Origin of the sequence: Fibrobacter sp. UWH5, from assembly GCF_900142505.1 — a bacterium.
Classification (GTDB): domain Bacteria; phylum Fibrobacterota; class Fibrobacteria; order Fibrobacterales; family Fibrobacteraceae; genus Fibrobacter.
The window spans coordinates 95,983-110,502 of record NZ_FRBB01000010.1 but is presented as its reverse complement, the minus strand read 5'-3'; the positions used below and the strand labels follow the sequence as shown (position 1 = coordinate 110,502).

Here is a 14,520-nt window from a genome sequence, read left to right as displayed (position 1 = left end):
GGCAAAATCGCCACCAATCCTATACACGCTTTTTTGCGGGGAATGGATCCCGATTTTTTGAAAAATGATTGTAAAATTTTTTAGCACGAACAAAGAAGCGCTGTCATCCCGGCCTTTGCGATTGTCATCCGCGTGAAACGGAGCTTTGCATTTTGCGGAAGCGCTGTCATCTGCGTGAAACGGTGCTTTGCAATTTGTCGGCTACTTTTACGCATTTTACAGGAGGCTTTCGCAAGGTCACCGAGCCTGCCGAGGTGCCCTTCGACACCTCCTCAAAGAGGATAACTCAACTAGGGCACTGATGTGGCGAGTTTCGTATAGCTCAGGGATATGGGAATGCCGACTCAGAGACATTACGCGGTGAAGGCTCTGGTTCGGGAATGTCGATGCCGAAACAAGTTCGGCATGACGTACGAAAAAAAAAGACCCCGGGTGGATCCGGGGTGACTGTGGAGGCTATTTGTAAATAAATTAAGCCTTTTTATCCATTTCGGGATTGTAGAGGCAGCCGAATTCGCCATCGTATTCAGTGGCTTCGGGGCCACCATCGGTGCCACCGGACTCCATGAGAACGGTCTCGATTTTCATTTCTACAACGTCCATCTTGGGAGCGACATATTCTTTCTTAAACATTTTTTTGACACCTTACTTGATGATGACCTTCTGGCCGTTGTTGTAGTAGGTTCCCTTGACGGTGGGCTTCTTGTTCAGTTTGCGGCCCTTGAGATCAAACCAGAGGTTCTTATCGGTAGAAATTTCACCGGTGCGGGTGTTCATCTGAGCGATGGCGGTGATTTCTTCGTTGCCATTTTCGTCCTTATCGATGAACTTGACAGTAATGACTTCCGGCAGATCTTCGTCAGAGATGGAAGCGACGGATGTTTCGCCATCCGGAGAAGGCTTGCCTTCCTTGTTGAAGCCATTTTTGTTGTAAACTAAGTAAGCACGCATGGGCGGAACGGAAGCATTGTCACCAGCCTTCACAAAAGAGCCTGCTTTGACAACAACTTTTCCCTGATCATCCTTTTTTTCTGCAGAAGCAAAGCCATAAACACCAGCCTTAGTATCTGCAGTAAATTGAATTTTTTCATATGTTCCCATGAAATTCCAAGTACCATTCAAAGAACCGGCATCAAAGCTATACTTGCTTTCTACAAATTTATCTGTTTCAGCATCATAGTTCTTTTTAAGTGTGTAGGAGCAGCCATTACTATTGGCAAAACTCATATAAGCATAATGAATTCCGTTCTCGTAACCTTGAGAAAGAACGGGCTTTGCAATATAAGGTTGATGAGCAGCAATTTCGGTGGTCTCTTCCGCAGCAACAAAAGAAGAACCGTTATAGCTAACAATTTTATAAAACTTAAATGGAATCTGATTTTGTCCATATTCAGTTTTATCAATGCAGCTAGTCTTGAAACTAAAAGGGAAAACTACAGTGGAATATCTAGGATTGTCAAAATACAAAGTGAACTTTCGGTCATAGGTAATGGAAGCTACAGCGATATCCTCGGGAATCTTGATCGCGTCCAGGCGGGTTTCACCATCACCATCAATCGTTGCAACAAACTCTGAGGATGTGGAGGAGGAGGACTTACAACCTATTTCGAAAGAGCCACAAGTGGTCTTTACCGTAACATCATACCTCTGTACAGAAACCGCTCCATAAACAGAGGGTTCTCCAACAGCAGTCTCCGTTGTTGTTGTTGTTGCAGCGCCTGCAGTTCCAGCCATCAGCCCGATGAGGGCCAAACCAAACAATTTTTTCATTTTTTATTCCCTGATAAATAAAAATTTTTGAAAAATTTAGAAAACCCTTGTCAAAGGACAAGGTTTTTGTAAAGATTTCGTAAGTTTTTGTTGTGTTTTTAGGCAGTTTTGCAACGATAGCCTGCAACGGGGCTATTTCTTTTCGCGGATGCGCTTGTAGAGGCTTTCGGCCTTTTCAGTATCGCCTTCGTTAGAGAACACATGGCCCACGTTTTCGGCACCGATGCGTCCCTGGGAATTGCCTGCAAGCCAAGCCTTCATATAGCATTCGAAGGCTTCGTCGTAACGCTTCTGGGTAAAGTAGATCTGCCCCAGGTCAAGGTTCAGGTCGGCCTTGCCCTTGCTGTGGCGGAGGCCTTCTTCCAAGGTAAAGATGGCCATCCAGGGGGATTCCTGCTTCACGTACATCTGAGCCAGGTAACGGCGGGCAGAAACATTTTCCGGATCCATCAGCAGTCCGTTTTCCATTTCGTTCAAGGACTTCTTGGTGGAATCCATGCTACGATAGTAGTAAGCCATGGTAAAGTGGACATCTGCGCCAGCGGTGGCGGTCATCTGTAAGGCATTCTGCAAAGTCTTGATAGCGTATTCATAATCGCCTAACTTTTCATAGACTTCGGCCAAGCCATACCAGGCATCCATACGATCCGGATTCAGCTGGAGAGCCCGTTCAAAATTTTTCTGGGCAAGAGTCCAATCGCGGCCCTTCAAATAACATTCAGCCAAGGCAAAATGGACATGGTCCGATTCTACACCCAGTTCCACGGCGCGGTTATAGGCAGCAATGGCCTCTCCCGCATCCCCAGCCAGGTAATAGATGTCGCCCATGAGCATCCAGGCTTTCTCGAAATTGGGCAGCAGTTCCACAGTACGGCGGTAAGCCACCAAGGCCACTTCCTTGCGCCCCAGCTGAACAAGTGCGTTACCCAAATTGAACCAGGCAAAAGGTTCGTACTTGCCATCATCAATGGCTGCACGATACAGTGGAACAGATTCCTTGTACTTGCCCTGGTCGTAAAGTTCGTTTGCCTTGAAAAAGTAATCGTCGGCAGCAAATGCCGTTGAAGAAAGCAAGAAAAGAATGCAGACAAAGAACGAAAGCACTAGATTCTTTGACTCAGAATGACACACTCTAGTTAACAAAGCGGAACTCCTTTGTAGCCTTCTGGGCCACGGGATATCCGCCTAACTGAGCGGGACTGAACTTCCACTGACGAACAGCATTCAAGGCTTCCACATCAAAGCCATAACCTGCAGGTTCCTGGGTCAACACCTGAGCCTGAGCCACATCGCCGTAAACGTCAATCACAATCAAGACCTTCACGTAACCCGAAACACCCATGCGCTTGGCCTTTGCAGGGAACTTAGGCTGCACTTCACGCAATACACTGGCCTGTTCGTCCACTTCGCCAGCTTCATAAACAACATTTTCCATGCCGCCAGTACCAACGGCAACACCATCGCCTGCAGCACCACGAGCCAGGGACAAATCCATAGAGAAGTTCTGACTGCGGGCCATTCCCATATTGGAAGAAATCTTGAAGGGGTTGGGATTCACAACAGTACGTAAAACCTTTTTCTGAACTTCGGGCTTCTTTTCGCTAACAAGGACTTCCACCTCGGTAACGGCTTCCAGTTCCTTTTCGGCCTTAACGCCCTTATCGAAGAACAAAGCGTTGATCACAGGAACAGCCAAGAAGAACACCGCACTCACCACAAAGGAAAGCACGAATGCCGCCGGAAAGCGGAAATACTTGACCATAAAATCTGTGAACGAAAAGTTTTTCATATAAATTCTACTTTTAGACTCCAAATTGTTAGATTCTTCGGCTCCACTTCGTTTCGCTCAGAATGACACACTCAATCATGTCTCATAATTCATATCTAAGCTTCCAGATTCTTCGTTACGCTCAGAATGACACCTCTCTCGCAGCCCCCTTCACTCTTCACTATTCACTGTTCACTGTTAATTGCCAATCGCTCACTCTTCCTTATTTGCTGAAATGGAGACTTTGCGGACCTTGGCAATATTACATTCATCCAAAATATCCACCACCACGCCATTGGGTGCGTCACGGTCGCTAACGATAATCACCGGACGATCCGGAGCCTCGGCCATCATCTGACGGAGCACGGTCTGCAGGGTAGAAAGATTCACCTGGGTTTCGTTAATGTGAATGGTTCCCTGGCGGGTAACGCCCACAAGAATACTTTCCTTGGCAAGATCCTTGGCTGAACTGGCCTTGGGCTTGGTAACGTCCACACCGGTTTCGCGGGTAAAAGTGGAAGTCACAATAAAGAAGATCAACAAGATGAACACCATGTCCAGCATGGGAGAGACATCGATGCCGCCAGCGTCGCGATTACGTTTACGAATAAAACTCATTTTTATACCTCACTGGATTCTTCGCTACGCTCAGAATGACTCTCTGAAGGGGACACAGGCTGGCTCTCTGAAGAGGAGTCAGGATGACACACTAAAGAAGCATCAAGACCACGTTCGGAATCAAACACATAAGCTTCAAATTTCAGGGCTTCGCTCCAGGCTTCATCTTCCACTTTTTCTACTCGGCTTGCCAAGTAGTTGTAGGCAAGCATCAGGGGGAAAGCCACCAGGAGCCCGGCCTGGGTCGTAAGCAGGGCTTCGGAAATGCCGTCAGCCAGAAGCACCGGATTTCCAAAACCAAAAAGCTGGATGGTTTCAAAAGTATGGACCATGCCGCTAACTGTACCCAACAGGCCAAGCATAGGCGCAATAGCGGCGCAGGTAGAAATGGTCTTCAAAGACTTCGCCAAGTTCAGCGAAATGCGATGGCGAGTAGCTTCCATAGCATTACGTACCGCCACAGGACCTTCATGATGATGGTTGCGTACGTCTTCGGCCAAGGCCAAAAAGTAACCGTAGGGGCGCTTGCGGAGTTTCGCAAAGGCGGCGTCCTCCCCCTTCTTCTTCAGCAACCGCCAGAAAGAAGACTGGGACTTTCCGCGGAGCATAAAATAGTAGCCATAGCGTTCCAGCATCAGAAACCAGCCAAACCATCCCAGCACAAAAATCGGTGCCAGGACCCAGCCCCCTCTAAAGAGGATGCCGAAAGCCGCTTCCAAGACGGAATTCTGATCTACGCCAGCAATCACTATGGGATCCATAACAACCGCGAATTACTTTTCTTTAATCCAAAGGGCATTCAATACAGCCAAGCCAGCCTTTTCCATACGACCACGAAGAGCGTCGGCTCGGTTAGCCAGGAAGGTATGCAGAAGCTGCAGCGGAATAGCCACAATAAGGCCAGCTTCCGTCGTCACAAGGGCAATGGAAATACCGCCAGCCAAAAGCTTGGGGTCGGAAGTGCCATGCATGGTAATGACATCAAACAATTCGATCATACCCATCACGGTACCCAACAAACCAAGGAGCGGAGCCGTCGCCGCAAACACGGAAACCCAGGTAAGTCCAGATTCAATCTTGGGAACGTCTGCGGAGAATACGCCTTCCAAGGCCTTTTCTGCAGCAGCGCGACCACCATATTCCTTGTTAAGAACGGTTTTCAGTACCTTTCCGACTTCCCCATGGGCCTTCTTTACATGTTTGCGGGCCCCTTCGATGTCTCCCTTATCCAAAGCTTTCAAGGTTCGGCGAACGCCAAGACCGCCAAAGCCAAAGATCAAGAGCCACAGCAGGCGCCAGGCCACAATCAACAGACCCAGACCGAAGATGGCCACGATGGGGTACATCAAAATGCCACCGTTCTTGAAGAAAGTCTTCAGTTCATCCTTCCAGGTGGTTTCCTGGTGGTTAGCCAGTTCACTGCTCAGTTCTGTACTCAGGAGCACGTCCACCGGCACCATAACATGGGCGGAATCCTTGTAACTGCCAAAAGCAGTTGTAACTTGAGTCTTTGTTTCGGGAGTCAGATTTTCTTGCCAGCTGAAGGAGCGTTTCTTTTCGCCAGCCACAGGGAGCATCAAGGCAGAGGCGCTATTGCCGGCGGAATCCATGACCGCAGTAGACTTCTGCATGGCAAACAAGCCACCCAGACGCATGCGGTAACCCTGGGCCACAGCGGTACCGAACACCAGTTCGGCCTGTTCCACCTGCACTTCGCGGGTAAAGGCCATCTCGTTCTTGGCCACATTCAAGATAGACTTGGCAATACGGAGAGGATCATCGCGATACAGACCCATTTCCTTCTTCACCTTGTTCTGGACTTCTACGCGTTCAGCAATCTTGAAGGGAATTCCCTGTTCCTGGAACTTAGCCAACGTCTCAAGACGTTCGGGACCAGCAGCCAGAGAAAGGTATTCGGCGCGGGCCTTTTCAGCCTGGAGCTTTACCTGAGCCAAGTCTTCACGGGCAACGCGGACATCTTCGAAAAGACGGGCGCGTTCGCTCATGAGAGCGTCAACCTTTTCCTTGTTTTCCTGATACTTCTCGTTAAAAAGTTCACGTTCCTGATTGGCGGTTTCGCGGTCCTTCCAACGGGCGGCCACGGCCATGTCGCGTTTCTTGCGGGCTTCTTCCAAGTCAGCCTTGGCGCTGTTCAGTTCAGCACGCTGCTTTACAGCATCAATGGATTCTCCGCCCTTCTGAGCCATTGCGGGAGCGGCACAGAGAACAGCGGCAACAGCCACAGGGGCAATCAACTTACGAAGGTTAAAGAACTTCATTACTTAGCCTCCGCGGGAATAAATACGGGGATTGTAACCAGACGGGGAGCAGTCTTGCCCTCGGCCACCTTCATCACGTCCTTCAGGACGGTACGCATGGCCAGGTCGTCAGAAACATTCTTCCACTTATAGGCACCCTTATCGGTGCGGGTCAACCAAAGAACGTCGTTACCGTCGTTGCTCACAAAGATGGCGGCCACGGCACCATAACGCATGAACTTGCCGGCAACGTTGCGTGCATCCACCTGCAGGAACCCGTTCCACACTTCGGTGGTGTACCCAAGGCGGATTCGGTCATAGAAAACTTCCAAGGTGCGGTTGAGGCCATCGTCAGCCTCGATCAGGCTCTTATGAAGCTGATTGGCGATTTCCTTAATGCTGGTGACCGTTTCCTCGTTGCGGTACGGGAAATCGGACTCAAACACGGGAACCAGTGAATCGATAACCTTAGCCAGGGATTCATTGTATTTGGCCTTGCGGTTTTCAAAGTACTTGATGGTACCGGCGGTCTTCTGGCGTGCTTCAGCCAAATTCTTGATTTCGGCCTTGAGGGAATCAATTTCGGCCTTCAGGGTCTTATTCTGGGTAGCAAGAGCCTGAACTTTCTTGCGACCAACTTCCACAAATTCGGCGTGGCGCTTCTTTTCGGCATCGTGCATGGATTTTTCGCGGGCAGTTTCGGCTTCCACCGCCTTAATCTGACGACGGACGCTTTCAACCGTTTCTTGGGCACCGGCAAAAACGCCAGTCAAGCACAAGCATAGACACAACTTGGTCAGTAAAGAGAACTTCATAACCTAAAAATACAAAGAACCATTGCGTAAAATGCAGAAATTCTCAAAAAAAACGGAATTATAAGCAATTAAGAACAAACTTCACCCCGATAGGCAGAAAATCAGGCGGTCTACTCCCCTAAACGCAAAAAAATCCGCAGAAAAACTGCGGATTTTTTCGAATTTTCGACTATTCCAGGGGAATTCACCCCTCAAATCTTACTTGCCCTTGGAATCCTTGAAGTACTGCGGAGTATTCTTGGCGCCAGCCTTCTTCAGAGCCTTGATCAGACGGGTGTAACCTTCGTTGGTTGCCCAGTCCAGAACAGAGTAGCCCTGACCGCACTTGGCGTTCACGTCAACACCCTTACCAATGAGGAACATCATAGCGTCATACTGACCGTTCTTGACAGTCCAGTGGATGGGCATATAACCATCGGCGCTACGGGTTTCCAGGGAAGCACCGGCGTTGGCGAGGATTTCCAGCATGTCGACCTTACCAGCCTTAGCGGCCAGGAGAACTGCGGTACCCAGAGTCTGGGGATCAGCGCCTTCGGCCTTCAGCTGAGTGAGGAGGCGGGAAACAACTTCCTTGTTGCCCATCATGACAGCGTTGTCGATAACAGCTTCGCCGTTACCGTTGCGGACGTCAGCCTTTGCACCATGGGCAAAGAGGTAGTCCAGAACAACCATGTTACCCTTGTTGGCAGCGATAGCAACAGCGTTGTTGCCGTTGTCGGCGGGCTGGTCGATTTCGAAAGATGCCTGGAGGAACAAGGTCATCTTAGCGGTATCGCCATTAACAGCGAAGGAGACAAACTGGTTCGGGGTAAAGGCAATCTGCTGCTTAGTCAGATACTTACGGACGGAAGCCGGATCGTTAGGATCCATCTTATCGTCACAAGCCGTCAAAGAAAACATCAAACTGGCAGCGCAAAGAGCACCCAAAATCTTCTTGTTCATAATATTACAGCTCCAAATAGAGGTTTTTGCTTTTTATGACCGAAAAAATACACTTTTTTCACAAATAATTCACGAAAAATTTCAATTTACACGAAAAAAATTAATTTTTGTTTCATGTTTAGAAAGATTATAACGTTGAGCCTTTGTTCCCTTACCCTTGCCTTTGCCGACCGAATCGTCATTGATAATTCCATGGCGGCGGCTGAAAGGAGCGATATCCATGAATATGAAGACCGAGGATCATTCGGCCCTTACATTGAATTCAGCAACGTCAGCATGGGCAACGTGGATTACACCTACAAAGTCCACAACCAGAAATACAATATTTCAGTAGACAATTCATACATATACGGAGCTTCGGGAACCCTCCCCATTACCGGATGGTTCGACATCTACGTCATGGCAGGATACCAGTTCCTTGGCGTCAGCCACCACCCTGCAAACAGGGACAAGGTTATGAAGGATTTCGAGGCACTTTACGAAGACTATTTCGGAGACTCCCCCATCAGCAAGTCCGACATCGACGGCCGACATCAGATCCACACAGCCCTCTTCCAGTTGGGATTTGACCTGGCCTACCCTCTTATCGCAAGCTACAATTACCAGTTCATGTTCAAGCCCTATCTATTTGGAGCAGGTATATTCGGTAAGACCTTCTTCTCTGACAATACCCAGTTCCTGTCTCCGGTACTCTACGGCTACGCCTATGGCGCCGGCCTCCGAATCGCATGGCATGGGGCCTACATCTCTACCGGTCTCAAGAACAGCTACGAAACATTCCACACTAACTTCGAAAGAAAGACTTCCAAAGACAAGAGCGGAGACGAATTCAAGTTGGAATTGAATTCAAACTTCCAGCCGTTCCTCAGTTTTGGCATTACCCTATTCTAATTTTTTTGGGTAGTCAGACAGAAAAGGCGCCTGGTTCAAACCAGACGCCTTTTTCTAAACGCTAACTTTAAAAATTAGCCGTTATGATGTTCATCGTGATGCTTGCAGCCGCAACCGCCCTTGCCATCACAGTTTTCCTTGTGGCCTTCGCCGTGGCATTCGCAGTCAGGATCTTCGCCATGGCAGCAGTTTTCACCCTTACCGCAATGGCACTGATGCGGTTCAAAAGGCTTCAGTTCTTCTTCGGTAGCTTCGCGGACTTCGACCACTTCGATAGCGAAGTTCAGGTTCTTGCCGGCCAGTTCGTGGTTAGCATCGATAACAGCCTTGTCGCCATTGACGGACTTGACGCGAATGGGCATGGGACCTGCCGGAGTCTGGGCATAGAACTGCATACCGGCTTCAACCTTGTCGACACCCTGGAAAACGCTAACGGGAACTTCCTGGGTCATACGTTCGTCGTATTCGCCGTAACCTTCGGAGGGGATCACCTTGACGTCGAACTTGTCGCCAACTTCATGACCGACCATGGCCTTTTCGAGACCAACAACGATCATATGGGCACCCTGGATGTACTGCAGCGGGTCGCGGCCAGCGGAAGAGTCTATCACCTGACCTTCGTCAGAAGTAAGAGTGTAGTGCATCAGGACAACGGTCTTGTCAGCAATCTTCATAAAAATCCTTTATTTAATCGAGCTGCATTCTCGCAAGCCCGTCTTGTTCTAGTACGTTTGGCCTAATATAGAAAATTTTTAGGGTTCAGTCTTCATCAAGACCGGAACAAGCCGAATCAGGGCGGAACTTCCATTCTTCTGCGTCTGGGTCGGCGGAAGCTTGCTTCCGTACCCCTTATAGGTTAGACGGTCTTCACTGATACCCTTCATCTCAAGGAAATTGAATATGGAACGGGCTCGAGCTTCGGACAGTTCCTGTGCACGGTCAGGGCTAACATCGCTGGCACTGCACTGGATTTCTAGCATCATGGGATGCTTGCGCATTGCGGCAATCACGTCGCTCAGGGCTGTGTAGCTAGAGTGGACCAACGTCGTGTCCCCATGTTTGAACTTGATCCTCTGAGCCATGGAATTGAAGTTCAAGCGGGCATTCATGGGACAGCCTTCAATATCCACCGCCACCTTGGCAAGAGTTCCCGGGCAATAGTCCATCCAGTCGGGGATGCCGTCATGGTCTGAATCGATGGCACAACCCAGCGAATCTACTGGTGCACCAGCCGGAGTTCTCGGGCACTTGTCTTCTTCGTCAAAGACGCCATCGTCATCGGAATCCACGCGGCAGCCATCGCTATTGACAGCCACACCTTCCTGAGTATCGGGGCATAAATCTCTCGTATCGGGAACACCATCCTTATCAGCATCATTGGGGCAGCCGAACTGGTCTACAATTTCACCCGACAGGGAATTAGGGCAGCGGTCATATCCATCGGGCACGCCATCCTGATCAAAATCCAAGGGGCAACCCATCAAGTCAATCGAAACATCGGAGGGTGTGTCAGGGCATTTATCAACGTCATTGGGAATGCCGTCATGGTCCTGATCCAAAGGACAACCTGTACTGTCTACAGGATCACCGGGAATAGTATTAGGGCATTTATCGTTGTTATCATCGATTCCATCGCCATCGGTATCCAGCATACATCCTGTGGAATCCACAGCAAATCCCTTTTTCGTGCCAAGGCATTTATCCAAGTAGTCCGGCACTCCGTCGTGGTCAAAGTCCAGAGGGCAACCGTCTCGACCGACGATTACACCGAGAGGCGTTCCAGGGCACATATCCACGATGTTCAGCACACCATCGCGGTCTTCATCCACAGGGCAACCACGAGCGTTCACAACCTGATTACGGCCTGTATTAGGGCACAGGTCCTTACGGTCTATGACCCCGTCACCATCGTCATCATGCCAGCTAAAATCAAAAGTCTTGCTCAAGGTTATGCCCATTGAAACCGTAGGGCTACCCGATATGGTAAAGTCTATATCCGAAGAAGAATTTTCAAGATGAACTGGCAATCCATTATCAAGATCGTCGGAACGGAAGTAATTGAGGCCTACGTCGGCGAATACTGTCAGGAAGGCGTCATGAGGCAAATGCAACTTGAGGGCAGGAGTAAAGCGGAACGGACTGTTCAGCACACTGCGATGCACATGGGAAGAACGTATGGGGCTCTCGCCGGACATTTCCAAAATCAAGGTTAGCATTTTTTCTGGGAAAATATTGAAACCGCCGCCCCACAGGACAAACGTTTCGTCAGCACCCACTTCTTTTAAAAGAGCGGCATAGCTGTTAAAGGTAACAAACTCTCCACCGACAATCGTCAAGTAGGCATTCGCCCCCACAACCCAGTTGCCCGCCGTATACGCATAAGACGAACCGTCACGTTCTATATACCACCGATGTCTCGGTCTAAAGCCTTTATTTTCAATACCGGTAGGCGCGATGATTTCACTCCCTAGGCCAAGATAAATCCAGTCAGATAAAGGGAACGAAATTTTGCCAGCAACCTGAATGTCACCCAGTCCAAGTCCATTAAAATCATCACCGGGAATGTCCCCGTCGTAGTGGAACGGTACAGAAAAGGACAAATCCAGATTATCCAGGACACCAAACGACACAAACAAATTCTCGTCGTTTGACGGAGTATTCCTGCCAAGGTCAACCTGTTTACCGTCTGCGGTATAGTACCCTTCCATGCTGGCAGTTTCACCATTGCTGACCATTTCAAAACTGCCTGAGACAAAAAGGTATCCCTGGCCAAGTGTCATGGCAGAAGGGGCGTGCAGACCACTTTCAGACAGGGCCAAGCCAATCTGAGCCAGTGCACAGGACACGCAAACTGCAATGAGGAGCAGGAGTTTTCTCATAAGACCCCTAGAAGTTAAAAATTTTTGGAAACGCTCACGAGGCCTCCTTTTTAAATGAGTATATTTCTCCCCGAAATGAACGATACTCAAAAACAAAACGAAGAACAGATTGAAAGTGAAGAACGGAATGTCTACCCTTCCTGGCACCGCAAATCACAAAAAGCCTATTTTGTAAATAAAATTATCATCATCCTCCAAATCATAGCCGCCTTTGTCATGGCAGGCGTCATCTGGTTCGGAGTTGACCGTGTACTTCGTTAAGCAAGATGAAAAAATTTTTTCGCCATAAGATTTCTTTAGCAAGCACACTTTCTGCATTGGCAGTCCTTACCCTCACAGGCTGCGCCTCTAAGCCCGCACCGGCAACTCCTATAGTGGAACCGACTCCGCAAACGACGGCAGATACCACGAATGATTCCTATACGGAACAGGCTCTCAAGGAAAAAGTTTCCGACGCTATCGCCTCGAGGCCTTCATGGACGTACTACCAGTACGCATTGCAGGCTATGGAAAATCAGGAGTGGCTTTTGGCAAGACATTACCTGGACGAATCCCTTAGGCAGCTCGTTTCTGAAAAGTACGATTCCACCTACAAGAATATTTCGTTCCAGGAAGACTCCCTCTATAGAGCCACCATGCCACAGCGCATCGTCTCGGCACTTGATGAAGTGTACCCCAACGTTGCCGAAATGGGAGAAAGCGCCGAAAATTTCGTAAGGAACGAAGTTTCAATTGAAGGCATTGACGATCTTGACGAAAACCAGGCCGACAGCGCCGCTCTGCAAGTCATTGAAAGTTTTTTGGATACCGTTGACCTAAAACAGTTCTCCCTGCCGGTGGAATTCAACGACCGCGTCATGCAGGAAATCTACTACATGACCAACCAGGCCCGGTCCTTCATGTCCGGCTCCCTGAACAGAAAGACCGCCTACGATTCCCTGATCTACGCCCAGCTGGATGCAGCCCAAATGCCGCGGGACTTGATCTACCTTTCCCTGGTGGAATCTGGATTCAAGGTCAAAGCCTACAGCCGCGCCAAGGCATCTGGCATGTGGCAGTTCATTCCCGAAACCGGCAAGCGCTATGGTCTTGAAGTAGACTACTGGGTAGACATGCGCCGCAACCCGGAAAAGGCGACAAAGGCGGCCCTCAAATATCTTAAGCGACTGCACGATGAATTCGGCGACTGGCTGTTGGCCATGGCCGCCTACAACTGTGGTGAAGGCCGTGTCCGCAGACTGGTCAAGGAAATGAAGGCAGACTCCACTAGAGATTCCAGCCTTGCCGTCACTTACTGGGAGCTGGACCTTCCCAAGGAAACCATGCGCTATGTTCCCCGTATTCTTGCAGCCATGGTGGTCGGTCACTTCCCCGAACAGTACGATATGATTGTGGAACCGCAACGTCAGCCGGACTTTGATACGGTAACCGTTTTCGATTCATTCCCTCTCGAAGAAGTTGCAAACCTTCTGAAGGTCAAGGAAGACACCCTCCGCAGCCTTAACATGGAACTGGTAAAATGGTGCACGCCCCCCAACAAGGACTCCTACCTGTTGCGTCTGCCTGTCGGTACAAGAGCGGCCTTCGTTGACGGCTATGACAAGATGGAGAAAAACAACTTCTCCAGCTGGCACCACCACAAGGTTAAGCGAGGCGAGAATCTGGGTTCTATCGCCAGGATGTACGGCATCAAGGTTTCAGAACTGCAGCAAGCCAACGACATGAAGAACACCCGCATCAGGGCGGGACAGTCCTTGCTCATTCCCATCAGGATTACGCCGAAGCCCAAGTCGGCCTCTTCTGCCAGAAAGAAGCCTGAAAAAGTCCGCACTTACGTGGTCCAGCCCGGCGACAATCTGGCCTCGATCGCCCGCAAGTTCGGAACCTCCCAGGAAAACCTCCGCGCCTGGAATTCCATGGACGCCGCCTCTTTCGTAAATGCAGGCGACACTGTTTTCGTTTCGAAGCCCGAATTGAAACCGACCGCCGCAGTTGCCACCACTCCTGTTGAACGTCCGAAGCAGGCCAAGGGTGAAAAGTACGTGGCAAAGTCGGGAGACACCTATGCCGCCATCGCCAAGTCCTACGAAGTTCCCGTGCTTTTGCTTCTGCAGGCCAACAACGGATTCAAGAAGCGTCTTGCCGTCGGCGATTCCATCGTGATTCCCGAATTCAAGCACACGCCTTCCAAACCGGCAAAGCAGGCCAAGAGCGCCGAATACAAGAGCGAACGAAAGTCTAATTCCGCAGAAAAGCTGACAGTCTATACAGTCAGACCTGGGGATAACCTTACCGCCATTTCCAGAAAGTTCTCGACCACGGTACAAAGAATCCAGGAACTCAACGACATGGGCGCCAACACGGTTATCGACGTGGGACAAAAGCTTAAGGTTCCTGCGGCACCCAAAAAAGAAATTCAGCCATCCGAAGAAGATGACCGCATTCATGAAGTTCAGAAAGGCGAAAGCCTTTGGGACATCGCCCGCCAGTACAAGGTTACCATCGAAGATATCGTCAAATGGAATAACCTCAACGACACCAAGGTACGTGCAGGCGACCGCTTAAAAATCAAGCGCTAG

The 14,520-nt window shown here is 49.7% G+C and carries 14 protein-coding genes; 3 read left to right on the top strand and 11 right to left on the bottom strand.

Going from position 1 to position 14,520, the window contains the following annotated elements:
• Window positions 1-471: 471 nt before the first annotated feature.
• From BUB38_RS16370 to BUB38_RS09740, 9 genes are all read right to left on the bottom strand, one after another.
• Window positions 472-633, bottom strand: coding sequence for a hypothetical protein (locus BUB38_RS16370; protein WP_170932284.1), 162 nt, complete (start codon window positions 631-633; stop codon window positions 472-474).
• Window positions 634-645: 12 nt separating this feature from the next.
• Window positions 646-1,770, bottom strand: coding sequence for a hypothetical protein (locus BUB38_RS09775; RefSeq protein WP_073160041.1), 1,125 nt, complete (start codon window positions 1,768-1,770; stop codon window positions 646-648).
• A 132-nt stretch (window positions 1,771-1,902) separates the two neighbouring features.
• Window positions 1,903-2,913, bottom strand: coding sequence for a tetratricopeptide repeat protein (locus BUB38_RS09770; protein WP_073160039.1), 1,011 nt, complete (start codon window positions 2,911-2,913; stop codon window positions 1,903-1,905).
• Window positions 2,903-3,559 (bottom strand): TonB family protein, encoded by a 657-nt coding sequence (locus tag BUB38_RS09765; RefSeq protein WP_073160037.1) that lies wholly within the window; start codon window positions 3,557-3,559, stop codon window positions 2,903-2,905. The genes BUB38_RS09770 and BUB38_RS09765 overlap by 11 nt, the downstream gene beginning before the upstream one ends.
• A 192-nt stretch (window positions 3,560-3,751) precedes the next feature.
• Window positions 3,752-4,156, bottom strand: coding sequence for an ExbD/TolR family protein (locus tag BUB38_RS09760; RefSeq protein ID WP_073160035.1), 405 nt, complete (start codon window positions 4,154-4,156; stop codon window positions 3,752-3,754).
• 2 nt (window positions 4,157-4,158) lie between these two features.
• The gene (locus BUB38_RS09755) at window positions 4,159-4,917 is read right to left on the bottom strand and encodes a MotA/TolQ/ExbB proton channel family protein (protein WP_083538222.1); all 759 of its coding nucleotides are present in this window, start codon (window positions 4,915-4,917) and stop codon (window positions 4,159-4,161) included.
• 12 nt (window positions 4,918-4,929) lie between these two features.
• Window positions 4,930-6,435: a MotA/TolQ/ExbB proton channel family protein gene (locus BUB38_RS09750; protein ID WP_083538223.1), complete on the bottom strand. Its 1,506-nt coding sequence runs from the start codon at window positions 6,433-6,435 to the stop codon at window positions 4,930-4,932.
• Complete coding sequence (locus BUB38_RS09745) at window positions 6,435-7,229, bottom strand: DUF3450 family protein (protein ID WP_073160032.1); 795 nt, start codon at window positions 7,227-7,229, stop codon at window positions 6,435-6,437. The genes BUB38_RS09750 and BUB38_RS09745 overlap by 1 nt, the downstream gene beginning before the upstream one ends.
• Before the next feature lie 198 nt (window positions 7,230-7,427).
• Window positions 7,428-8,171: an ankyrin repeat domain-containing protein gene (locus BUB38_RS09740; protein WP_073160030.1), complete on the bottom strand. Its 744-nt coding sequence runs from the start codon at window positions 8,169-8,171 to the stop codon at window positions 7,428-7,430.
• Window positions 8,172-8,285: 114 nt separating this feature from the next.
• On the opposite strand from BUB38_RS09740, the gene BUB38_RS09735 reads away from it, so the two are divergent.
• Window positions 8,286-9,062, top strand: a complete 777-nt coding sequence (locus tag BUB38_RS09735) for a hypothetical protein (protein WP_073236708.1) — start codon at window positions 8,286-8,288, stop codon at window positions 9,060-9,062.
• Between the two features lie 74 nt (window positions 9,063-9,136).
• Here BUB38_RS09735 and slyD read toward each other — a convergent pair whose 3' ends face one another.
• Together slyD and BUB38_RS09725 are read right to left on the bottom strand one after the other, a co-directional pair.
• The gene (slyD, locus tag BUB38_RS09730; RefSeq protein WP_073160026.1) at window positions 9,137-9,736 is read right to left on the bottom strand and encodes a peptidylprolyl isomerase; all 600 of its coding nucleotides are present in this window, start codon (window positions 9,734-9,736) and stop codon (window positions 9,137-9,139) included.
• A gap of 78 nt (window positions 9,737-9,814) precedes the next feature.
• On the bottom strand, window positions 9,815-11,941 hold the full coding sequence (locus BUB38_RS09725; RefSeq protein ID WP_073160024.1) for a thrombospondin type 3 repeat-containing protein: 2,127 nt from the start codon (window positions 11,939-11,941) through the stop codon (window positions 9,815-9,817).
• A gap of 54 nt (window positions 11,942-11,995) precedes the next feature.
• Between BUB38_RS09725 and BUB38_RS09720 the strand changes: the two genes are divergently transcribed.
• Both BUB38_RS09720 and BUB38_RS09715 read left to right on the top strand, forming a co-directional pair.
• On the top strand, window positions 11,996-12,202 hold the full coding sequence (locus tag BUB38_RS09720; protein WP_073160022.1) for a hypothetical protein: 207 nt from the start codon (window positions 11,996-11,998) through the stop codon (window positions 12,200-12,202).
• 5 nt (window positions 12,203-12,207) lie between these two features.
• Window positions 12,208-14,520: a LysM peptidoglycan-binding domain-containing protein gene (locus BUB38_RS09715; protein WP_073160014.1), complete on the top strand. Its 2,313-nt coding sequence runs from the start codon at window positions 12,208-12,210 to the stop codon at window positions 14,518-14,520.

What these genes read in the sequence shown, in the direction of transcription:
- BUB38_RS09720 (WP_073160022.1), top strand. Translation starts at nt 11,996, where the DNA reads ATGAGTATATTTCTCCCCGAAATGAACGATACTCAAAAACAAAACGAA.
- BUB38_RS16370 (WP_170932284.1), bottom strand. Translation starts at nt 633, where the DNA reads ATGTTTAAGAAAGAATATGTCGCTCCCAAGATGGACGTTGTAGAAATG.
- BUB38_RS09740 (WP_073160030.1), bottom strand. Translation starts at nt 8,171, where the DNA reads ATGAACAAGAAGATTTTGGGTGCTCTTTGCGCTGCCAGTTTGATGTTT.
- BUB38_RS09755 (WP_083538222.1), bottom strand. Translation starts at nt 4,917, where the DNA reads ATGGATCCCATAGTGATTGCTGGCGTAGATCAGAATTCCGTCTTGGAA.
- BUB38_RS09750 (WP_083538223.1), bottom strand. Translation starts at nt 6,435, where the DNA reads ATGAAGTTCTTTAACCTTCGTAAGTTGATTGCCCCTGTGGCTGTTGCC.
- BUB38_RS09745 (WP_073160032.1), bottom strand. Translation starts at nt 7,229, where the DNA reads ATGAAGTTCTCTTTACTGACCAAGTTGTGTCTATGCTTGTGCTTGACT.
- BUB38_RS09760 (WP_073160035.1), bottom strand. Translation starts at nt 4,156, where the DNA reads ATGAGTTTTATTCGTAAACGTAATCGCGACGCTGGCGGCATCGATGTC.
- BUB38_RS09725 (WP_073160024.1), bottom strand. Translation starts at nt 11,941, where the DNA reads ATGAGAAAACTCCTGCTCCTCATTGCAGTTTGCGTGTCCTGTGCACTG.
- BUB38_RS09775 (WP_073160041.1), bottom strand. Translation starts at nt 1,770, where the DNA reads ATGAAAAAATTGTTTGGTTTGGCCCTCATCGGGCTGATGGCTGGAACT.
- BUB38_RS09735 (WP_073236708.1), top strand. Translation starts at nt 8,286, where the DNA reads ATGTTTAGAAAGATTATAACGTTGAGCCTTTGTTCCCTTACCCTTGCC.
- slyD (WP_073160026.1), bottom strand. Translation starts at nt 9,736, where the DNA reads ATGAAGATTGCTGACAAGACCGTTGTCCTGATGCACTACACTCTTACT.
- BUB38_RS09765 (WP_073160037.1), bottom strand. Translation starts at nt 3,559, where the DNA reads ATGAAAAACTTTTCGTTCACAGATTTTATGGTCAAGTATTTCCGCTTT.
- BUB38_RS09715 (WP_073160014.1), top strand. Translation starts at nt 12,208, where the DNA reads ATGAAAAAATTTTTTCGCCATAAGATTTCTTTAGCAAGCACACTTTCT.